Source organism: Fusibacter sp. QWL-12 (assembly GCF_058683495.1).
Genome location: NZ_CM178745.1, coordinates 3,643,053 through 3,666,731 on the forward strand (window position 1 = coordinate 3,643,053; position 23,679 = coordinate 3,666,731).

Annotated in this window: 16 protein-coding genes, 1 riboswitch and 1 other annotated feature; of the genes, 13 read left to right on the forward strand and 3 right to left on the reverse strand. The window is 41.0% G+C overall.

Annotated elements, in window-relative coordinates:
• Position 1 precedes the first annotated feature (1 nt).
• The 3 genes from AC4PID_RS17440 to AC4PID_RS17450 all read right to left on the reverse strand — a co-directional run bounded on the left by AC4PID_RS17440 (position 2) and on the right by AC4PID_RS17450 (position 4,111).
• A complete protein-coding gene (locus tag AC4PID_RS17440; protein WP_492133267.1) occupies positions 2–820 on the reverse strand; it encodes an ABC transporter permease in 819 nt (272 codons plus the stop codon).
• The gene (locus tag AC4PID_RS17445) at positions 817–1,776 is read right to left on the reverse strand and encodes an ABC transporter ATP-binding protein (protein ID WP_492133268.1); all 960 of its coding nucleotides are present in this window, start codon (positions 1,774–1,776) and stop codon (positions 817–819) included. Before AC4PID_RS17445 ends, AC4PID_RS17440 begins: the two co-directional genes overlap by 4 nt.
• Positions 1,777–2,158: 382 nt before the next feature.
• Positions 2,159–4,111, reverse strand: coding sequence for an FAD-dependent oxidoreductase (locus AC4PID_RS17450; RefSeq protein WP_492133269.1), 1,953 nt, complete (start codon positions 4,109–4,111; stop codon positions 2,159–2,161).
• Between the two features lie 167 nt (positions 4,112–4,278).
• Here AC4PID_RS17450 and AC4PID_RS17455 point away from each other — a divergent pair, with 167 nt between their 5' ends.
• The 13 genes from AC4PID_RS17455 (at position 4,279) to xylB (ending at position 23,630) form a co-directional block, all read left to right on the forward strand.
• Entirely contained in the window at positions 4,279–5,103 is an 825-nt protein-coding gene (locus AC4PID_RS17455) for a MerR family transcriptional regulator (protein WP_492133270.1), read from the forward strand.
• A 38-nt stretch (positions 5,104–5,141) separates the two neighbouring features.
• Positions 5,142–5,244, forward strand: a riboswitch (TPP riboswitch).
• A gap of 140 nt (positions 5,245–5,384) precedes the next feature.
• Complete coding sequence (gene cytX, locus AC4PID_RS17460) at positions 5,385–6,599, forward strand: putative hydroxymethylpyrimidine transporter CytX (protein WP_492133271.1); 1,215 nt, start codon at positions 5,385–5,387, stop codon at positions 6,597–6,599.
• 18 nt (positions 6,600–6,617) lie between these two features.
• Positions 6,618–7,535, forward strand: coding sequence for a hydroxyethylthiazole kinase (thiM, locus tag AC4PID_RS17465; RefSeq protein ID WP_492133272.1), 918 nt, complete (start codon positions 6,618–6,620; stop codon positions 7,533–7,535).
• Positions 7,536–7,546: 11 nt separating this feature from the next.
• Positions 7,547–9,040 (forward strand): bifunctional hydroxymethylpyrimidine kinase/phosphomethylpyrimidine kinase, encoded by a 1,494-nt coding sequence (gene thiD, locus AC4PID_RS17470; RefSeq protein ID WP_492133273.1) that lies wholly within the window; start codon positions 7,547–7,549, stop codon positions 9,038–9,040.
• 69 nt (positions 9,041–9,109) lie between these two features.
• Positions 9,110–9,356: a binding site (T-box leader), on the forward strand.
• Positions 9,357–9,575: 219 nt separating this feature from the next.
• The gene (locus tag AC4PID_RS17475; RefSeq protein ID WP_492133274.1) at positions 9,576–11,963 is read left to right on the forward strand and encodes a valine--tRNA ligase; all 2,388 of its coding nucleotides are present in this window, start codon (positions 9,576–9,578) and stop codon (positions 11,961–11,963) included.
• Positions 11,964–12,037: 74 nt separating this feature from the next.
• Positions 12,038–13,507, forward strand: a complete 1,470-nt coding sequence (locus AC4PID_RS17480) for an extracellular solute-binding protein (protein ID WP_492133275.1) — start codon at positions 12,038–12,040, stop codon at positions 13,505–13,507.
• Between the two features lie 2 nt (positions 13,508–13,509).
• Positions 13,510–15,285: a sensor histidine kinase gene (locus AC4PID_RS17485; protein ID WP_492133276.1), complete on the forward strand. Its 1,776-nt coding sequence runs from the start codon at positions 13,510–13,512 to the stop codon at positions 15,283–15,285.
• The gene (locus tag AC4PID_RS17490) at positions 15,278–16,864 is read left to right on the forward strand and encodes a response regulator transcription factor (RefSeq protein WP_492133277.1); all 1,587 of its coding nucleotides are present in this window, start codon (positions 15,278–15,280) and stop codon (positions 16,862–16,864) included. Before AC4PID_RS17485 ends, AC4PID_RS17490 begins: the two co-directional genes overlap by 8 nt.
• A 184-nt stretch (positions 16,865–17,048) precedes the next feature.
• Positions 17,049–18,548 (forward strand): sugar ABC transporter ATP-binding protein, encoded by a 1,500-nt coding sequence (locus AC4PID_RS17495; protein ID WP_492133278.1) that lies wholly within the window; start codon positions 17,049–17,051, stop codon positions 18,546–18,548.
• A 10-nt stretch (positions 18,549–18,558) separates the two neighbouring features.
• A complete protein-coding gene (locus AC4PID_RS17500) occupies positions 18,559–19,533 on the forward strand; it encodes an ABC transporter permease (RefSeq protein ID WP_492133279.1) in 975 nt (324 codons plus the stop codon).
• A 117-nt stretch (positions 19,534–19,650) separates the two neighbouring features.
• Entirely contained in the window at positions 19,651–20,661 is a 1,011-nt protein-coding gene (locus AC4PID_RS17505) for a sugar ABC transporter substrate-binding protein (RefSeq protein WP_492133280.1), read from the forward strand.
• A 246-nt stretch (positions 20,662–20,907) separates the two neighbouring features.
• Positions 20,908–21,951, forward strand: a complete 1,044-nt coding sequence (locus AC4PID_RS17510) for an NAD(P)-dependent alcohol dehydrogenase (RefSeq protein ID WP_492133281.1) — start codon at positions 20,908–20,910, stop codon at positions 21,949–21,951.
• Positions 21,952–22,157: 206 nt separating this feature from the next.
• Positions 22,158–23,630, forward strand: coding sequence for a xylulokinase (gene xylB, locus AC4PID_RS17515; RefSeq protein ID WP_492133282.1), 1,473 nt, complete (start codon positions 22,158–22,160; stop codon positions 23,628–23,630).
• Positions 23,631–23,679: the final 49 nt, after the last annotated feature.

The following is a 23,679-nucleotide window of genomic DNA, read 5'->3' on the forward strand; positions in this document are numbered from 1 at the left end:
ATTAACCCCCCTGAACAACAAGGTGCTTGAGTGCCTTGTTGAGTAGAAAATTACCAAGGAGCGGCAAGAAAAGCAGCCAGAAGATTTGAATGCATATGCCAATCACCGCATCAGTGATGCCTACATTTCCTGAGTAGATTCTAAATGGAAGATCCCCAGTATATCTGAAGGGTAGACACATCAATACCTTTTGTAAGGTGTCTGGCATAAGTGGGATCGGAATTACCATACCAGAAAAAAACTCACCTACAACGCTAAAGATGAGGAGTGATCCAATCGGTGAAAGTGTTATAAATACAGAGATATAGATAAACATCGATATCGCTACATTGATCATTACCCCTAAAACCAATGCGACGATAAAAAGTAAAAGGGCAGTGAAAGAGTCAGGTAACTCAAGTCCATATGGCTTTGGAAAGAAGTAAGCGAACACCAAAATGGGCAAGCATCTTAAAGCAGCGCTTGCGAACCTCGAAGACAGAAGCTTAGTGTACCAAAAACTATAGAGGTTAATCGGCCTGCACAATTCGTATGCGATGTTGCCTGTTCTGATAAGCTCGAACAGCTCTAAATCGCGAATCCAAAGTGCGATAAAGACCAAAAATGCCTGTTGTAGCCATATATAGGTAGTCAGCTGTGATTTTGTAAAGCCGTCAACAGATGTTTGATTACCGTAAAAAGCAGTGAACATCATGATTAATATCATGCCCCAAAAAAACTGTGTCGCCACACCTGCAGCTGCAGCCGTGCGATAGGTCAGACCCTGTGCCAGCCTTAGCTTAAAGATAGCTGCTTGATAGGATGAGCGTAACTTTTTCATATCGCCATCTCCTTATAAAGTGCGACGATCATTTCTTCTATCGCTTGATTTTCCACAGTGATGTCTTTGATCATCAATTGATTTGTCAGTTGGTGGATGACAGCTGGAACACTTGTTTTTGAAAGGTCGATGGTTAGGAGTGCACGTTCATTTGATTTTTGAATGAGTGTCGTACCTTCAGGGCATGAAAAATCACTCGCTTCGTCAAAATCAACGGCGATTCGCTTTTCTTTAAGATATTGGGCTTTCAAGGTGTCAAGTGCACCATCGTATAGCTTTTGACCTTTTCCGATCAGTAGGATACGATCCGCTAACGCTTCAATATCACTCATATCATGTGTCGTAAGTATGACGGTGACACCCCGTTCTTGGTTAATTTTCTTAATGGTTTGACGGACTGCGATTTTAGATACCGCATCCAGTCCAATAGTGGGTTCGTCTAAAAAAAGGATTTTGGGTTCGTGGAGAAGTGCTGCCGCAATTTCACATCTCATTCTTTGACCGAGACTGAGTTGTCTGACAGGCACGTGTAGTAGTGATTCTAATGACAAGGTGCTCACCAGTTCATCCAATGAACGTTTGTAGCTTGTAGGTGACATCTTGTAGATGTCCTTCAAGAGATTAAATGAATCCAGTACAGGGACATCCCACCATAGCTGTGTACGCTGTCCAAATACCACACCGATATTTTGGACGTGCTTGATACGGGACTTCCATGGTGTCAAACCAAGGATTTGGCATTTCCCTGAACTTGGAACCAGAATACCGCTCATGATTTTGATAGTGGTGGATTTACCGGCACCATTGGGTCCGATGTAACCGACGATTTCGCCAGAATTCACCTTGAACGATACATCTGTTAACGCATGAACGGTTTCGTGCTCGCGCCGAAGTAGAGATCCGTTCTTGCGTTTGGCAACTCGAAATGCTTTTGAAAGATTTTCAATTTCAATCATTGTGCCTCCTAAGATAATATTTAGTTTTGTCGAAAGGATTTTTATTATATCACTGAGGGTTTGTTCATGCAAGTTTAGATAATAAAATGTAGCTGATAGATAAAATAACTTTCTCTGGAGGGCTGGTCGTAATCTTCGATTATTGCTCGCCAATGCATCCTAACTGCGGAGCCTCCTCCGAAAGTTATTTTATCTATCAGCTACGGCATATGAATATCTATAATGAATTCACAAAATATATTAAAACCTTATCATTAATTATAAATAAATAAATTGAACCAAACTAAAAAAACCTCCAAATAGAGGTACTAATTAAATGCTTAATTAGATCCGCTTAATTGGAGGTTTTTATTTATTGTTTTATTATGCTATTGCTATAAGACTATTTTAAATCTTCTGCAGCGAAGGTGCCGCCTAATCTGCCTGATGTGAATGAGTAGCCGATGCCGACGCCGTTTCCAACGTAAGTGTCATTGAATAAGACGCCTTCTGATTCTAAACCAACTGCATACAGACCTTTGATTGGGATTCTGTTGTCATTTAGTACTTGGAATCTAGAGTTGACGAGTAAGCCACCAACTGAACCGAGGTTGTTGATTTCTGCTTTGATTGCATAGTAAGGACCTGTTTCACCCATAGATAAAAGGTAGTCTGTTGATTTACCAAAAGCAGTATCAACGCCTGTGCTGATCGCTTCTTGGTATTGATTAAATGCCGCTGTGAATACTTCAGCATCCATTCCTGCATTTTCAGCTAAAGCTTCTGGGGTATCACCTTTGAAACCATCGCCGTTTGCAACCATTTGATCAAACACAGCATAAGCATCTGCCCATGGTGTGTCGAGTGTAAATTGAGCAGCAAAATCTGCATAAAACTCAGGTGGCATACCTGGTAATCTCGTTGCGCCTACACCGGTCATACCTGAAGCAATTAATGCATCAATTTGAGATTTCGATACGATAACATAGTGATATGGTCCGTTGAAAGCACTAGTATTAGCTGCTGCGACTGCTGTTAACGTCGCTGCTTCATCTCTAAATCTTGCACCTGATGGGCCAACATTCATAAAAGTAGGGAGGTAAGTTAACATTAATGGGTAGCTTGCTTCAAAGCTTTCATATGACTTTTTAAGATCAGCCGTTGCAGATGCTAAGGTTTGGTGAAGCATTTGACCACCGATATTATCTGGTACTTTTGCTCCGATTGCCCAAGCCATCTCTAAGCCTTCACCAACGTTTTGACCCAAACCACCGTTAACACCTTCAAATCCAAATAATTCTTTAACCATTTCAGCATTAGCAGCATATCCACCAGTAGCAAGGATTACTGCATTTGCTTTGATTTCTAAAACTGTACCATCTGCTTTTTCACAGATTGCACCTGTGATGTTGCCATTAGCATCTGTTACCAATGATTTACCTGTCGTTTCGGTTAATAACTGTCCGCCGTTTGCTTCAACAGAGTCACTGATCATATTTCTTAAAAGTCCTTGACGCGTTTCATATGCCGGTAACATGTGAAGCGGTTCACCAAAGAAATTAATAAACGTCGTTGTATAACCTTTTTCATTTAACCAGTCATAGGTTTCGCCAGATTTAACCACATATTGACGAATTGCAGAAGCATCTACGCGCCAGTGATTGTTGACGATCCAGTTTGCTATCTCATCTTCAACAGCGATGTTTAAGCCCGCCGCTACTGAAGCAGAGGAGTTGTAGAACTTACCTGCCCAAGAAAGGTTACTCGCGCCACCAACTGTAGCTGTTTTTTCAACTAATATTACTTTTTTGCCTTCATCCGCAGCTGAAACTGCAGCTGAAACGCCAGATGCACCAGCACCGATAACGACGATATCCGCTTCTAAGGTCTCTGTCACACCAGCATTGCTTTTTTCAATAGCAACCGCTTTTAAAGCGTCAACATCACCACCAGCAGCTTTTACAGCTTCTGAAACTGCCATTAATAAAGCTTCACTGGTTTCAGAAGCCCCAGACACTGCATCTAATCCTAATGATTGATAAGCAACAATATCTGATTTTAATCTTTCAATCGCCTCAGCACCGATACCCGCTGTTTCTGTTTGACTAACGATTTCAATCGATTCAATTTTATCTTCAGAGAAGGTAACCGAAACTTCGATGACACCTTCTTTTCCTTCCGCTTTTCCTGTGTAAGTACCTGCGTTATAGTGAACGCCACCTTCAGCGACAGTTGTCTCTGCTGTCGTAGACGCTTCAGTCGTAGGTGTAGCGTCATTTGCACAACCACTAAGTGAGCCCAACACGAGCATCAAACTTAAAAGTACGATTAACCCCTTTTTGCTTAACGTTTTCACAATATCCTCCTGATATAAATTTAACATATCCTCTTAGACGGCCGTCTTTTTCATAGAATAAACCTTGGTGTAACACCAATGTCAAGAATTTAACAAATTATTTTTTTCTTTCTCATATTGCATTGAAATTCATTAAACTCTTCGCTAAAATAAACGAGGAGGCAAGTATGAAATACACAATTAAAGCATTTTCTGAAAAAATTGGCTTAACCCCAGATACCTTACGTCTTTACGAGAAGTATGGTGTCGTCGAGCCCAAAAAGGACGAAAACAATGGCTATCGATATTATGATGACTTCGATGTGAGGGAGCTCCTATCTTGCAGAAGGTACAGAAGTCTTGATTTTCCGTTGGATCAAGCTGCAAAGCTTTCACTGGGCATCGAGAAAAGCGACTACCAAACGACTTTACAAAATCAAGTCGATCACATCACATCTGAACTCAAAAGACTAGAGCAAGTTCAAAAGCATTTACAGAAACTTAATCGCATTATCGGCTCTTCTCAGATCTATAAGCTTTCTGATTTTAACCTGCCTAACATTCCTTTTGAGCCTGAAAAAGTGACACAAGGTGTACTCTATCGTATGATTCAGACCGATGAAAACCTGTTAATTGATGAAGTTGAAGACATCGCCTTTTGGATGAGTCAGCTGCCTGAAGTTAGTTATAGCTTTAAGCTGAGCTCAGATGATCCTTCACATTTTGATTGGGGAATCGCCATCACAGAAGAAATGCTACATGCCTATCCTAATAAAAACATCGATTCATTTGACGTGATACCTGCCTCAGATACGCTCAAAATGTACGCTCTATCGAATCAAACTAATTTTGACTTTAGTGCAATTATCAAACGATTCGCAAGCTATACTGATCAGTTTGGTTACGGCTCTAGGAATCTATTATGGGGTAGAATTTTAGGCAACTATGTAGAGAACAATGAAAGGTTTACACTATTAGAGATCTATTATCAAGTAAATCCTACAGAAGATTAACTTGTCATAAAATAGAACCACATGCTATAATAAGGCGAATTTAATAATTCGGGAGCTCATATATGGGCTGAGAGGAAACTGAGAGTTTCGACCGTACCTGATTTGGATAATGCCAACGTAGGGAAGCGACATGAATGATTGAATGGGTGCACCTAGTTTTGGGTGCACCCTTTTATGTTGTCTCAGACTTACATGTAAGCAGCTAGACATACAGCTGTTTGGTTACATCTAGTATCTGACGAAATTTAACCGTTTCTTCCTTTCCCGTAAAAGGAGGAAGAATGACACACAAAGCATCACTATCTAACTTTAATCTAAGCATCCTTTGGTTTGGAGCAGCAGTTTCTCTCGCTGAAATCCTTACAGGCGCATTACTTGCACCACTTGGACTTGGAAAAGCACTTCTCGCTATCATTATAGGACACCTAATTGGTGGTGGCATCTTATGGCTCGCAGGTGCCATCGGCGCACATGAAAACCTTGCAGCAATCGAGTCATCTAAACTCAGCTTTGGAAAATACGGCTTACCACTATTCGCAATCCTCAATGTGGTTCAACTCATTGGTTGGACAGCGGTAATGATCAGTAGCGGTGCAAGTGCACTTGGCGGTGTACTGACAGCAATGCCCACACTGACTTTTATTACATCAAATGGTTCAACGCTTCAAATTCTACTTTGTCTATTTATCGCCATTTTAATAGCGATTTGGATCGGCATTGGGTTTGATCGACTAAAAAAGCTTAATCTTATTGCAGTTACAGGACTTTTTTTAGTGAGCATCTATCTAGGCTTTAAAGCTTTTTCCGGTGGTGTAACACCAATGCTCTCAGAGGAAACGCTCTCCTTTGGTTTGGCACTTGAACTCAGTATTATTATGCCACTTTCATGGCTGCCTTTAATTTCTGACTATACGCAGTATGCAAGCTCAAAAAAATCAGGTCCAATCGCAAGTGCATTCGGCTATACCGTAGGGAGTATTTTTATGTATGCCATCGGCCTTGGCGCTGCGCTATATGCTGGGACAAGTGATATCGGTGAACTCTTAACTGCAGCTGGATTACCTGTTTTAGCGCTTCTAGTTATTTCGCTTTCAACTGTTACAACGACATTTTTAGATGTTTATTCTGGTGCGATTAGCTTTATCACACTAAAAAAAGCAAACGAGAAAACCGTGGCACTCATCATCTGCGGTATTGGTGCTCTTTTAGCGATTATGATTCCAACCACATACTATGAGAGCTTTCTTTATTTAATTGGATCAGCTTTTGCACCTATGTTTGCCATCTTACTAACGGATTACTTTTTGCTTAAAAGAAGAGGTGGGAGCGATCTTTATAGCATTCAGAACTTGATTCTTTGGGCGTTTGGTGCAGGTCTATATCAGTACTTCTTAAAACTAGATACGCCTATTGGTAACAGTTTGCCGATCATGTTAATTTTAATGGCGATAAAGTTGATAATAAGTCCGATTCAGAATAAAAAGTCTATAAAATAAATTCAAAGGAGATTAATAATGGATCATTCAAATACAAATACAAACTCAGCTCATACGACAATCAACGTAACTAAAGAAAATATATCAGGGGTACAATTGACCGAACTACTTACACCTATGACAAACGTTAGACTTAAGCATCCTTTAGTACACAACATCACCAACTACGTAACCGTAAATGATTGTGCAAACATTCTCTTATCAATAGGCGCTTCGCCAATCATGTCTGACGATCAAGCAGAGGTATCTGAAATTACAAGTATCTGTAACGCGCTGGTCATCAACATTGGGACATTGAATGCAAGAACGATTGCGTCCATGTACCTTGCGGGAAAGACAGCGACAGAGCTAAAGCATCCAATCGTCCTTGATCCAGTAGGTTCAGGTGCATCTAACCTTAGAACAGATACTGCAAGAGGCTTACTAGATGCGTTAAACATCACTGCCATTCGAGGCAACATCTCAGAAGTAAAATCACTCACTGCGTCACATATGAAAACCCAAGGGGTTGATGCCAATGATCTCGATGCAATTTCAGAGGATAATTTGGAACAAAACTTAGCGCTACTTGGTGAGATCGCTAGATCACTTGCAACCATATTAGTTGTAACGGGTAGAATCGATGTGATTACAGATGGTCAGACGGCTTATACCATTAAAAATGGGCATCAGAATATGAAAAATATTACGGGTACTGGTTGTATGCTAAGTAGCGTCTTAGGCGCATTTATCAGTGCAAATCCAGACCAAATGCTCGAGGCAAGTGTTTGTGCCGTGGCGATGATGGGGATTTCAGGGGAAAAAGCAAATGCCTATTGCGAGCAACACAAACTAGGTACATCAAGTATGCGCACACGCTTAATCGACTTAATGGGTACTGAAACCATAGATGCCTTTAAACAAGCCGTCAAAGTCGAAAAATACACCTTAGATTAAGGACAACACTCATGGAAAATTCAAATTTATCCAAACTATGGGCACACAAAAAATACACGCTCTATCTGGTAACAGACGACCGTTGGAGCGATCAGTATCCTCTGACGGATCAAGTGGAAGCAGCAATCAAAGGCGGCGTCACACTGGTTCAACTAAGAGAAAAAAATCTCAGTACAACTGACTTCATTGAGAAAGCTAAATCGATTAAAGCCATCACAGACCGATATCATGTACCACTCATCATCAACGATAACCTTGAGGTCGCCATAGCAGTGTCAGCAGAAGGCATCCACGTCGGACAAAGTGATGTCTCCTGTAAAGAGATTAAAGATAAACTCAAAGCACCTATGTTAATCGGTGTTTCGGTGACAACCGTAGCAGAAGCCATAAAAGCCTATGAAGAGGGTGCTGACTATCTTGGCGTAGGAGCGGTTTTCCCAACGGGTACAAAACTGGATGCAGATTATGTTTCTCACGATATGATCAAACAGATCACAAGTGCTGTGCCCATACCAGTGGTCGGTATCGGCGGCATCTCTGAAAGGACTCTACCTAAACTTAGGGGAACGGGTCTTTGCGGGGTCTCTTTAGTATCGGCGATCTTGGACAAGGCATCACCGGAGGCGATTCAAACGATTTCAAAAGTTCTCTATGATCAAACCTGTGAAACATTAGAATTGACAACGCCAAAGCTGGATACGGTGATGACCATTGCGGGATCAGATTCAAGTGGCGGTGCGGGGATTCAAGCAGATTTAAAAACGTTCACCGCACTTGGCAAATACGGTATGAGCGTTTTAACGGCTCTTACCGCACAGAACACAACAGGAGTCACAGGAATTTTCCCAGTAAGTGCGGAATTTGTTAAAGCACAGCTCATCGCAAACCTTTCAGATATACCACCTAAAGCCATCAAGATAGGCATGGTCAATAACATCGAGGTGATTGAGACGTTGGCGCATACGCTTAAGGATTACCCTGAAATACCTATTGTGCTCGATCCGGTTATGGTTGCAACATCAGGAAGTCGCTTGATCGATGAAGAGGCGCTTTCTGTGTTAAAATACAATCTGATGCCAATGGCACATCTCATAACGCCTAATCTACACGAAGCGGCACTATTGGCTGATATGTCAATTGAAGATGAAGCGGATATGATCACAGCGGTTGCACACATCCGAGAATTTTATAATGGGCATATCCTCATAAAGGGCGGACACCTAGGTCATGTTTCAGATGATTTACTGGTAGAAGCCTCAAGCGATGGCGACCGCTATCACTGGTTCACACAGCCAAGAGTAACGACAGAAAATACACACGGAACAGGCTGTACATTGTCTTCTGCCATTTCTTGCGCACTCTCAGAAACCGCTGACATCCGCATGGCAGTCACTTTTGCAAAGGACTATATCACAGGTGCGTTATATTCTGGTTTGGACTTAGGCTTTGGCAGTGGACCACTGAATCACATGTGGGCGACGCCTTTCAAATTTTTTAATAACTAAGGTCAAATTTTTTAATTTTAGAATTGACTTTTTAAAAAGAGAAGCGTATAGTTACTTTAACAAACACATCGAAAAGCTTTGACGAGGAGGAGTACAGTTCATACGTAGCTTTAGAGAGAAGGCGGTTGGTGAAAGCCTTTGCGACAGTGATCTGGAAGTAGCCTTTGAGCTTTGGTTTGAAAGATGCCTTGCATCAAGTAGACGCCAACGGATTTCCACCGTTACAAGGAAGCTATATCGGCATTTGCCCGTATAGATAAAGTGCAGAGTTTTCTCTGAATTTAGGTGGTACCACGGACGCAAGCCCGCCCTAAGCATTATGCTTAGGCGGGCTTTTTTATTTAGCCACAATCTCGCTTGTGGTAAAATCTGAAGGCTCGATGCCTGAAGATTTTTATTTGTCAGAAAAGATTTTTCTTTAGACACAATCTCACAGATGAGTTAAGTTTGTGAGTTCGATAAAATACCGCGTTCGCAGGTCAATCTCATTTACAATCAACTTTTTGATGTCGTTTTAAATCCTAAGGAGGCAACTATGAAAAAGAAATACGACTTTAGAGAAATCGAACCTCAAATGCAGACCCTTTGGTCAGAAGAAGCCCTTTACTCATTTGACGAAACATCAGAAAAGCCCTTATACAGCATCGACACACCACCGCCAACCGTAAGTGGTAGCCTGCACATCGGTCATATCTTTTCCTACACACAGGCTGAAATCATCGCGCGTTTTAGACGCATGACGGGCTATAACGTTTTTTATCCATTTGGATTTGATGACAATGGGTTGCCTACGGAACGACTTGTTGAAAAATCACTCGGCATCCGTGCAACGGATCTCTCTAGGACTGAATTTATCCAAAAATGTCTTGAGACCACACAGTCCTATGAGGCTGAGTTTATGTCACTCTGGCAATCGCTTGGCTTTTCCTGTGACTGGTCACTGGCTTACCAGACGATTGGCCCAAAAGCTCAGAAAATCAGCCAAGCCTCTTTTATAGAGCTCTATCACAAAGGGAAAGCATATGCTAAAACGGCACCGGTTCTATGGTGTACCGAATGTCAAACCTCAGTTGCACAAGCTGAGATCAACACAGAAACCCACGATTCACTCTTTCACAAGATCCACTTTAAAACCGATCATCCCAATTTCCCAACACTTGAGATCGCAACTACAAGACCTGAGCTTTTAAATGGCTGTATCGCACTCTTTATTCATCCTGAGGACGAACGTGCCGAAGCTTTAAAGGGACATCACGCCATCGTTCCGCTCTTTGAATATCCCATCCCAATTCTACTAGAAGAAACGGTAGAAAAAGAGAAGGGCACTGGCATCGTTATGTGTGCAACATATGGTGATCTTACCGATACGCAGTGGCAGGAAAAGCATCAACTGCCATATCGAGATGCCATAACTTCAGATGGAAAAATTGCGATGACCACGCCATTCATCGGTGGCTTAACCATTAGAAAAGCACGAATAACCATCATAGAACTTTTAAATGACGCAGGTCAATTATCAAAGAGTGAGCCTATATCACATACCATTGGCACACATGAAAGATGCGGCACGCCAATTGAGTATCTACCTTCTAATCAGTGGTACATTGACATCTTAACCGATAAAGAACGCTATCTAAAGGCTGCCGATGAGATCAACTGGTATCCGGAGACCATGAAGGGCAGATATATCCATTGGGTAACCAATCTCAAATGGGATTGGTGCATCTCTAGACAGCGGTTTTTCGGTGTTCCCATCCCGATTTGGTACTGCAAATCATGTGGCGCAACACATGCTGCTGATGAACAGGCTTTGCCAGTTAACCCCTTAGAAACCAGTCCTTCAAAGCCTTGTCACTGTGGGTGCAACGACTTTATCCCTGAAACGGCAGTATTGGACACTTGGGCGACGTCTTCTATGACGCCTTTTATCAACACGCAGCAGCTACCGATGAGCATGCATACACAAGCGCATGAAATCATAAGAACATGGGCATTTTATTCCATCGTTAAAAGCATTTATCATACTGGAGAAATTCCTTGGAAGGACCTTATGATCTGTGGGTTCGTACTTGCGAAAAAAGGGGAGAAGATTTCTAAATCAAAAAGCAATACCTCACTTGAGCCCTTTGAACTAATACAATCAGAATCTGCTGATGCGCTAAGATACTGGGTTGCTTCTGCCAAACTAGGGACAGATACTTTCTTTGATAGAGACGACCTCGGCAGCGCAAAGCGCACCCTTAATAAACTCTATAATGCGGCGAATTTTTCTCTAATGCATCTTGAAGCAAATGAAGATCTCTACAGCCACACAGACTTGTCAGATTTACTGCCACAAGACAAGTGGTTACTCATCAAGCTTGAAAACACCATGCTTGAGGCAAAAGCTGCACTTGATCAGTACGAGATTGGGCTTGCAAGACACCATATCGATCGTTTCTTTTGGAGCGATTTCTGTGACGATTATCTTGAACTGGCTAAAGAGCGCATCTATCAGCCTGAAAAACATGGCAAAAAAGAACAGGGCTCTGCGCTTAAAACCATCTATCATGCACTCTTAGGTATATTAAAGCTCTACGCACCTTATATACCACATATGACAGAGTCGATCTACCAATCTTATTATATAAATTATGAAAAAGAGAAGTCGATCCATATCCTGCAGTGGGATAGCATTGAAACCGGGTGGTTTAAAGCTGTTATGTTGGAAAATAGTATGTTTGAAAAATACCTCGACTTTGGCGACCAAATCAAGCAAGCACTTTCGGAGGCGAGACGCTATAAGTCTGAAAATAATCTCTCGCAAAAAAGTGAGATGCCGCTTCTTACGATTACGGGAACTGCGCCTTATAAACACTGGTTTGAAGCGAGTTTAAACGATTTATACGCTTGTACTCACGCTTTAAAAATCGAATTATTATAAAATTGTCACCATTTAAAAACTGTGGTACGATAAACGGTGAAAATTCTATCTAGTATTTTGGAGGGATCGGGATTATGAAAAAAACGTTTATCGTACTGATGCTAATCGTCGTCGTACTTGTCGGCGTGCTTATAAATCAAAGACACATCATGACGCAGGATAAGACGGAGACAGTATTGCCACACACCACGGTTTCACTTGAGGGAACCTCGCTTGAAAACTTTGTTTTTCCTAAGGATTTCGATCTTAGGAAGTATGAAGGAATCACTTTAAATTTCATCGTTGAAAATAATCTAGGCGCGAACGTTCTCTCGCTTGAAACCGAGGAGTTTACAAAGCTCACAGGAATCAATATCAAGATTAGACCGACAGATTACGATACCTTTATACAAAAAATCAACCTCGATTTCATCTCTAAGGCGGGGGATTACCAATTGATTTATTCAGATCCTTATCAGACGCTCAACCGTTTTCATAACGATTTAGAACCACTGGAGAACTTTATTCAGAATCCGGATCTGCCATCGCTTCAGGTTGAACTAGATGACTTTTTTGAAAATCAGCTTAAAGTCTGCTCTTATTTTGAAAGCTCAGATCATCTGTACGCGATTCCCTTTGACTCTACGACGATGATTCTTTACTATCGCAAAGACGTCTTCAATGACTTTAAAACCCAATTTTATAATAGCATGGGCTATGATTGGACGCCTGGAGGTCCTGATTTTACATGGGACAGATATATAGAAATAGCGAAATGGATCGACACCTATGTGCCCAATGAGATCGTAAAATACGGTAGTGGTCAGATGGCACAAGCGCACAACGCCATCTTTTGTGAGTTTTCAAATATCCTAGCCTCTAATGGTGGCGATTACTTTAGAGACGACAACATTAGTACCTATGGCTTATCCAGCTTCTATAAGATAGACGTTATGAGCGACGCCTTTATAAAATCGCTTTATGATTATAAAAACGTCATAGCTGCAGCGGCACCGGATAGCGTGAACTGGAACTGGGAAGACTCTGCAGATGCTTTTTATAGAGGCGAAATCGCAATGATGGTGAACTGGGATGAAAACTATGCCACACTTAACGCCTCTAATAACTTTAGGGTAAGAAACAATGTGGGCACAGCGATCTTACCTTACGGTACTGAAAGAAGCGCCAACATCTTTGGAGGTTCGGGCATCGGTATCAACCGATATGCGTCTCAGGAAGAGAAGGAAGCCGCATGGTTCTTTATCGCATGGGCAACCTCTAAAGAAATGCAGCTTCGCATCCTAACTGAACCCACTGGTGGCGCACTACCGACGATAAAATCTGCATATGACGCTATTGATCCTGAATTTAGAGCCACTCATCCACAAATTGATACGGTTTTAGAAGCGTGGCAGCCTGAAAATATATACCTCAGACCGAAGCTAGCCAACTTTTATCCTATAGAGCAGGCGATTATAGAAGCCCTGCACAATATGGTAACTGAGGATTTAAAGCCTGAGGATGTCGCACTTGAGCTCTATAAAAAAATCAACGAGGAGAGATGACCATGAAACGGTTAAAATTTTACAACAGACTGAGATTTCAGCTTGTGGTCATCGTCATCTTCTTTATCATCATACCGATCGTTTGGCTATTTATGCTGTTATCCAACACCATCAAAGATACCTTTAATGAAAAATACAGCACCGTTGCACAGCAATCCATAGCAGAAACAGGGGATAAAATCAATTTCCTCTTAAGCGATATTGTAGACTATACGACGACCATTCTTTCTAACAGAACCTTTTTAGAAATGGTATCCAACACAAAAACACCGGATAGCGATATCAATGAGCTGCTTCGAGGCTTTTTAGCTTCAAGAAGTGACATCGACGGGATTTCTCTTATTAATGCTAAAAGCACTTATGCCATCGGTACAAATAAAACCACACCGCTGATTTCCATCCAGCAAATGTCCAGTGAGCATCACGACAGTAGGCCGATTTGGCTCTCAACGGTAAAGCAGAACATTAAGATTCTGTCTGGTATATCGACACGATATTACTTTTCTGTGGTAAGAAACATCATAGATTTCAATACGCTTGAGTCCTACGGTACGTTTGTGGTCGATATAGAAGAGGTCCTGCTGGAGCAAGCATATACGAATTTAGACGCAGATGGTGGTGAGGTGTTTATCATCGACCAAACGGGCACCATCGTTTCACATCCAGACAAATCCTTAATTGGTACCTCTATTTCAGAGATGCCTTACTTTGTTGAACTGATGTCTGAGTATAACCAGACTGGAGCCATCTCATATCAAAGCAACAATCAAGAAAAAATCGCTTTTTTTAGTTTACTTGAAACCAATGACTGGCGCATCGTTAAGACGATTTCTAAAAATGAGCTCTACTTTGAAGTCGATCAGATTCAGAGGATCTTCTTTATCGGTGCCGGTATTTATACTGCGCTCATTTTGATGTTCGTCTTAGGATTATCTTTACAATACACAGAACCAATGCTTAAAATTATCAGCGACCTTAAACGCGTCGAGCAAGGGGATTTATCTGTTCGTACAAAAGTATCGACGACAAATGAGATGATGGAGCTCAGCGATAGTATTAACAACATGGTCTCTGAAATGGAAGTGCTCATCGACAAGCTGGTCATGGAAGAGCGCATGAAACGAGAAGTAGAGCTTGAAGCCCTACACGCACAAATCAACCCACACTTTTTATACAATACGCTGAACACCATAAAGTGGATGGCGAAAATACAAGGCGCAAATAGCGTAAGTAACGCCATCGTGGCACTGGTCAAGCTTCTGCGCATCAGCATCAACATCAGTAGCGACTTTATTACGCTGAATGAAGAGCTGGAATATATCCAAAACTACGTGGTCATTCAAAAGTTGAGATTTAACGAAGACTTTGAGGTTGAATATGATATAGATCCTGCAACGACACCACTTTTGATTCCAAAACTTATCCTACAACCCATTATTGAAAATAGTATTATCTACGGCATGGAGGCTTCAGAGCATCTAACGATTGCCTTTGAAAGTCACTTTGAAAAAGAAGGGGAGGATTTAATCATCTCAATTAAAGACAATGGTCCAGGCATCTCGGAAGATGTGCTCGGAAAAATTTTCAAGGATAATACCACTGGAAGTAAGCTAAGTAAAGCGGGGCTCAACAATGTCAATCAAAGGATTCAGCTACTCTGCGGAGATTCATATGGACTTGAAGTCTTGACAAGTGAAGGAACTGGCACTACAGTATTGGTTAGATTACCTGTAAAAAGAAAAACCAATGATGAAGAAAATGGAGGTACCGATGTATAAGGTCTTAATCGTCGACGATGAAGTCCTCGTGCGTATTGGACTTAAAAACACCATCGATTGGGAAGAAATTGGCTTTACAGTTGTAGGCGAAGCCTCCAACGGTGAACAGGGCTATGCCCAGTTTTTAAAACTCAATCCCGACGTTGTGATTACCGATATAAAAATGCCGAAGCAAGATGGCCTTTGGCTAACCGATAAGATTCACAAGGAAAACAAGGACACGAAAATCCTAGTTCTAACTTGCTATGATGAATTTCAGTTTGCACGAACAGCGCTTAAAAATGGCGCAACTGACTATATGCTTAAATCAGAAATCGTGGATGATGAGCTCATCGCCTTGATGAAGCGATTCAAGACCACACTAGATGACAGTTCAGCAGGACAATCGGTTATTCCCAATAAGCATCACAACCAAAATGCGATTAAACGTTCCCTTTTAAACGATCTGATAAAAGTTAAGTTCAGTTTTGATGAAAAGTTGTTGTTCCGATTTGAAGAGCAAAACTTTCAGTTGAGCAATACCAAGTATGCCTTTATCAACCTTGAACTCAAACTTAAGGATCAAAAAAACGCTAAGCAAATTAGTGAAACGACTGTTAACCTGATCATAGACCAGCTCAACGAAAAGGGGATTCAATACCTTTTCAATGGCTATATGGACGAGCATCTCTTTTTAATCTCGTCCGCTGACTTGACCCTTTCCACCATAAGTCGAATGGCGTCGGCTGTTCAAAACGGTGTGGTTCAGTACTTTGATATCGCCATCAACCTTATCTATACCAACGCTTTTACTGAAGCTGATGCGCTTTTAAGTCATTATGCACTATTGATGGAAAAATCTGAGATGCTCTTTTATATCCCAAGTGGTGAAAGCTTAATAGAGAATACCGACCACATCAGAGTCCTATCTGGAAATACGCATGAACTCAAGCTTAAAACCACTGCTCAGTTCGTCGATAATATCGGTCAAGAAAACCTCGAAGGGATACTTCATACCATCGACGAGGTGCTCGATCTGTTCCGACAAAAGTGCTATCCACCGAGGATTGCAAAGGTGTTTATGACTCAGCTTGTGGGTGAGCTTTACAATGTGTTTCAGTATCTCTTTGATGCACCTGAGGTCGCTTTTAGCTATAGTGCTTTTCATGAATCCGTTATGAAATCCAAGCATGTGAGCGAGCTTAAAAACATTGTCACCGACCTGTTTAAAACGTTGATTAATGAGCTGAGCTATATCCGCGATCATCAATCGAGATACATCATCAAGCAGGCGATTAATTTTGTAGAGCAAAATTATGATCAAAACATCTCACTTGAGGATGTTGCAAAGGAGCTCAGTTTATCAAAGCAGTACGTCTGCAGCGTCTTTAAGCGTGAAACCGGTCAAAATTTATCGACCTTTATTAATCAAGTACGTATCGATAAAGCGAAACAATTCCTAGTCAATCCAGCCTATCGCAACAAGGACATCTACGCTATGGTGGGCTACTCCAATCAACAATACTTTACTCGCGTCTTTAAAAAAATGACGGGGATGACGACTTCAGAGTGGCAAAAGCACGATCGTAAAGAAAACTAGTGCAAAATTTCACTCAGTAGGAGAATCTAGTGCAAAGTCGCATTAATATAGTGCAATGCCGATTAAAATTTTTATAACTTCAACAAAAATTAAATAATATTGTATTAAATCTTGTGAATCGAGGGCATTTTTTAGCCCTCGATTTTGTTTTATCCTAAATACATGATTAAGGGAGGCAATACAAATGAGTCAAGACGTCAAATTGAAGGTATTGGGCATCGAGAAATCCTTTCCTGGGGTTAAGGCATTGGATCAAATCGAGTTTTCAGTACGAAAAGGAACCGTTCATGTATTATGCGGCGAGAATGGTGCAGGAAAGTCCACTTTGATGAAGATCATCAACGGAATTTATCAGCCAGATGCTGGCCAAATTATTATAGATGGCGTTGAAGTTAAGATTAAAAATCCAATTCAAGCGAGACAGCTTGGTATCGGAATGATTTTTCAAGAACTCAACTACATCCCTGAAATGACCATAGAAGAAAGCTTATTTGTGGGCAACTGGCCACTGGATAAAGCCGGCAAGGTCGATTGGAAAGAGATTAGAAAAAGAACGCTTGCTTTGCTTAAAGCAGAGAACCTCAATTACAGACCTGATATGAAGCTTAAAGATCTAACTGTATCAGATATTCAGATGCTCGAGATCCTTAAAGCCATTTCATATAACTCAGACATCATCATTATGGATGAGCCAACTTCTGCCATTACAAACAAAGAAGTTGAAGTCCTCTTTAGCAAAATCTTTGAACTCAAGGCAAGAGGTGCAGCGATCATCTATATCAGTCATAAGATGGATGAAATCTTTAGAATTGCAGATGACATCACCGTATTTAGAGATGGTAAGGTTATTGACTCTAAGCCAAAAGCTGAACTGGACATCGAATCGGTAATCGCCTTGATGGTTGGTAGAAAGCTGGGAAATGATTTTCCAAAGGTAGAAGTTCCAATTGGTGCACCGATTCTTAAAGTTGAAGCACTTAACAGTAGTAAATTCAAAGATATTAACTTTGAGATTAAAAAAGGTGAAATCGTTGGTTTTGCAGGACTAATGGGTGCTGGTAGAACTGAGGTAATGCGAACAGTGTTTGGACTTGATCCTTATCGTTCGGGAAAAATCATTAAAGATGGCAAAGAAATCAAAATCAAAAATGTTAAAGACAGTATCGATCACAAAATCGTCATGCTGTCTGAAGATAGAAGACGCTATGGTATTTTACCGGTTAGAAGTGTTAGAGAGAACATCAGTATCACCAATCTAAAACGCTTCATTAAAAAAGGTAAGCTCCATGCAAAAGAAGAGTTTGAAACGGTCAAGTATTACTGTGACAAGATGAAGGTAAAAACACCAACTTATGAAACGAACATATCGAGCTTAAGCGGTGGCAATCAGCAAAAGGTACTTCTTGCAAAATGGCTGATCACAGACCCTGAGGTTTTCATCGTAGATGAACCGACAAGAGGCATCGACGTTGGCGCTAAATATGAAATCTATAAACTGATTTCTGATTTGGTTAGCGAAGGAAAAAGCGTCATTATGGTTTCATCGGAATTACCAGAACTGATTGGTATGTGCGATAGAATCTACGTTATGGCTAAAGGTGAAATCATGGGTGTCCTAGACAAACCTGAATTTACACAAGAAAATATCATGCGCCTTGCAACAGGCACTACATCAAACAATTAGGAGCTTTATCATGAACAGTTTACTTCAGAAAATAAAAAAATCGAATTTAATGGCGACGTTCAGCATCTATTTTGTCTTATTATTCTTGTTTTTAATCAGTATGATGGCAAATGAAAACTTTGCAACGATCGGCAACTTATCCAACATCTCAAGACAGATTGCAGTTGGAACCATATTGGCATTTGGTCAAACGATTCTCATCATCAGCGGTATGCTGGATTTATCATCGGGTTCTGTACTTGCACTTGCAGGTGTTTTATCAGTAGATGCATATGTGAAAACTGGCTCTTTGATTTTATCATTTGCAGTAGGCATCATCGTTGCAGTAATTTGCAATATTTTAAATGGACTTATGGTTACTAAATTTAAAACGCCTCCTTTCATCGCAACCCTTGCAATGATGGCGATGGCAAGAGGGGCAGCGCTCCTATATACAAACGGACAAAACATCTATCAAATTGGCGATTATGTCATCTTCGGTCAAGGCTCTTGGTTTGGTGTTCCTAACCCAGTTTGGTTCTTAGTGATCACTATGACGGTTACTTGGTACCTTTTAAAACACACGGTATTTGGTCGTTCTGTCTATGCCATCGGTGGTAACGAGGAAGCGGCAAATGCTTCTGGTATCAACGTCGATCGCGTTAAGATGAAAGCTTATATCATCAACGGTATCTTCGTTGGTCTTGCAGGAATCATCTTTATGTCGAGGGTAAATGGCGGTCTGCCAAATGGTGCCAACGGTTATGAATTTAAAGCATTAACGGCTGCTGTAATCGGTGGTACATCGTTCTCAGGTGGTGTAGGTACAGCTTCTGGAACACTTGCTGGTGCATTCATTGTCGGATTCCTAGACAACATCATGGTACTCGTAGGCGTCAACTCATACCTACAACAAATCGTAAGAGGCGCAATTATTGCCCTTGCAGTTATCTATGATATTTACTTCAAAACAACTCGTAAGAAAAACAAAGCAGCAAAAGGTTAAATTATGGTTGGTTATATTCTGAAGCGAAAGGCATAAGTGGTTTTGACCTCTAAAAACGATTTATGCTATGGCTTCAGGTTTAACATATAAGATGATTAAAAATCATAGGAGGAGAAAATGAGAAAGGTTTTAGCATTATTATTAGTATTTGTGCTGGCATTGGGGATGCTCGCAGGCTGTAGCTCAGACTCAAGTACATCGACAACTGAAGCGGCAACAACAGCTGCTGCAGGTGGTGAATCAACAGATAAGGTTTTCAGAGTAGCATACATCGCAAGAGCGCAAGCAGATTCATTTGCTGCATGGCTTGCAAACGCAGTTATGGAAGAAGCTGACAAGTATGACAACATCACTGTAGACGTATTTGATGGTCAAGCAAGTGACGATATTGAAAATGGTCTTATTGAAAATGCAATCACTAACAAATACGATGCAATCATCGTACAACCAAACAATGGTGAAGCTCAAAGACCATACGTTGAAAAAGCAGTTGCTGCTGGTATAGTAACAATCACTACAAACGCTAGAATCTCAGGTATCGATGGCGCATCTTCAGTAGATGCTGATCCATACCTCCAAGCAAAAGTTAACGCTGATGCTGCAGTAGAACAAATTCCACAAGACGCTAAAGTTGTCGTATTGTTGGGCCCTCCAGGAAACTTCCATGCTGATGCAAGACGTGACAGCTGGCAAAAAGAGTTCTTCGATAAAAGACCTGACGTAACAATCGTTGGTGAAGAAATCGCTAACTGGAACAAAGATGAAGCTATGAACTACATGGAAACTTGGGTACAAGCTAACGATCAAATCGATGCAATCATCGCTATGAACGATAATATGGCTGCTGGTGCACTTGAAGTTATCAAAGATAACGCTAACTTTAGCAACATTTTAGCTTATGGTGTTGACGGTACTGCTGAAGCTTGCCTTTTAATCCAAGAAGGTAAATTAACTTCTACAAGCTTACAATCTGCTTATGCACTTGCAGAAGGCTTACTTGACACAAGCAACAAATTATTAACTGGACAAGAAACTCAAATCGATATCGATATCGATTGTCCACTCATCACTAAAGATAACGTAGCAGAATATATTGAAATGCACAAAAAAGCTGGCGCTATCCAGTAATCTCCCCACAGTAAGCGGCTATATGCCGCTTACATTACATAATCTAGACGAATGGCTTTGGCTATTCTTACATATTTGAGGATGTTTCCAACTTTAAGGATGTTTGCATTTTTAATGATGCTTTCAACTTTAACGAAGTTGCCATCTTCATGTGTGCCATTAAATTGGATAATTCAGCTTATTGGTTAAATGAATAATGATTTAAATCTATAAAATTTATTAAAAGTATCATTTTAGGAGGGCAATATGAAAAATTTAGCGGCATTTATGTCAGGCACAAACAATATGATTTTCAAAGAGATTCCCGTTCCAGAGCTTGGACCAAAAGAAGTATTAGTAGAAGTAGATGTGGTCGGCATCTGTGGTTCAGATGGACACTATTACCAACATGGCAACATCGGTGATTTTGTAGTTGAAGGCGATTTTATCCTCGGTCATGAAAGTGCAGGCTATGTTGCAGCCGTTGGCAGTGATGTTAAATCACTTGTTGTGGGCGATAGAGTAGCGCTTGAGCCAGGTGTGGTATGTGGTACTTGTGAGCAATGTTTATCAGGAAAATACAATCTTTGTGAGCACGTTGAATTTTTCGCAACTCCGCCATATCATGGCACTTTTGCAAACTATGTGAAGCACCCAGAAAACCTTTGCTTTAAATTACCTGAGAACGTATCCAATGCTGAAGGTGCACTCGTTGAGCCACTTGCTGTAGGTCTTCATGCTGCTGCACAAGGTGACGTCAAACTTGGCGATACTGTAATCGTTTTCGGTGCTGGTTGTATCGGACTTGTTTCTATGCTTGCAAGTAAAGCAAGAGGCGCTTCAAACGTCTATGTGGTGGACATCATCGATAAAAGACTTGAGTTTGCTAAAAAACTTGGCGCAACTGAAGTCATCAATGCTAAAAATGAAGATGTCATCGCTAAAATCGACGCACTTACTGGTGGCAAAGGAGCGCATGTCGTCATCGAAACGGCTGGATCTCCTATTACTATAGGTCAAACCGCAAGTGTCGTTAGAAAAGCAGGAACGGTTGTTTTAGTTGGTATGACTGTAAAACCAGAAACCAGCTACGACTTTATGAAATTAATGGGCAAAGAAGGTACGCTTAAAACCATCTTTAGATATAGAAATCTTTATCCAGTTGCGATCAATGCCATCAGCAGTGGCACAATCGATGTTAAAAGCATTGTGACACATGAATTTGAGTTTGAAAATATCAAGGAAGCGTTTGATTTCGTCGCTGCAAATCCAACTGACGTTGTAAAAGCAGTGGTAAAAATTAAGAAATAAGTCTATAAGTATTAATGTGTAGAAGTATTAAAGTAGTAAAAGCATTAAAATAGTAGAAGCATTAAAACGTAAAAACATAGATTAATAATTATTTAATCAACCTAGAAATATAATAATAAATATTAGAAATATAATAATAAATATAAGTATAAATTAGTACTATTTGCATTTGGTTCGTTTATATTTATGATCATGTGAGGTAAAGTATGTATTTTATAGGCGTCGACTTAGGCACTTCGTCGGTTAAAGTACTGGTAATGGATCAAGCGGGTCAAATTATCAGTACGGTTACTAAGGATTATCCACTTTTCTTTCCAAAGGCACTTTGGTCGGAGCAAAATCCTCAGGACTGGCTTGAGCAATCATTGTTGGGTATCAAAGAGGCACTAAACGGACTCGATGCAAATGCCGTAAGAGGTATCGGTTACAGCGGACAAATGCACGGGTTAGTGATTCTAGACGAACACGATAATGTCATCCGTCCTGCGATTTTATGGAACGATCAAAGAAGCGTTAAAGAAACCAACTATTTAAATGAGGAAATAGGTATAGAGAAACTGACTGAACTTACTGGAAACATAGCGTTCCCTGGGTTCACAGCGCCAAAACTCCTTTGGGTTAAGGAAAATGAACCTGAGAACTTTAAAAAGATAAAAAAGGTGATGTTGCCAAAGGACTACTTAGCTTATAAAATGACTGGCGCTTTTGCAACTGATTTTGCAGATGCATCAGGCGCACTTTACCTTGATGTCGCAAATAAAAAATGGTCCCAAGGGATGCTGGACATCATCGGCATCGAGGAAAGCGTTCTTCCAAAACTCTATGAGTCTTATGAAAATATAGGGTCACTTTCGAAAGAAGTCTCTGACTATTTAGGCATCCATCATGAGATAGCAGTTGCTATTGGCAGTGGGGATCAAGCTTGCGCCGCTGTGGGTGGTGGTGTTGTCAGTCCAGGGTGTTGTTCGATTTCCCTCGGCACCTCTGGGGTGGTATTCGTTCACAGCGATACGTTTATCAAAGATCCAAATAATGGCCTCCACGCCTTTGCCCACGCCAATGGTGCGTATCATTTAATGGGCTGCATGCTTTCAGCTGCAGGCTCATTAAAATGGTGGGTTGAAGAGATACTAAAATCAACCGATTACAATCGTTTGATGGATTCGGCTAAGGAAGCGCCACTGGACAATGGCCTTTATTTCTTACCTTATCTTATGGGTGAGAGAAGTCCACACAACGATCCAAATGCAAGAGGTGTCTTCTGGGGTTTAAATCTTTCCCACGGGCAAGGCGATATGACGCGCGCAGTAATTGAGGGAGTTTCATTTGGTCTTAGAGATTCATTTGAGATCGTCAAATCACTGGGTCAAGAAATGACAGAAATCAGAATCAATGGTGGCGGCTCTAAAAATGAATTTTGGTGTCAAACCATCGCCAATATACTTGATACGAAGGTCGTCAAACTTGAAACTGATGCCGGTCCAGCCTATGGTGCAGCTATCCTTGCAGCTGTCAGCGCAGGTGCATATCCATCAGTAAAGGTCGCTTGTGATCAGCTTATAAAAACGACAGAATCCTATCAACCAATCCCACAACTGGTTGATGCATATAATAGAAAGTACAACTCCTTCTCAAAGCTTTACCCAGCTCTAAAAGCACTATTTCCAGAAATAGAATAGTCTAGATTGCGTGGTATCAAGCGTGGCGGTCTTTTGACCGCCTTCTTTT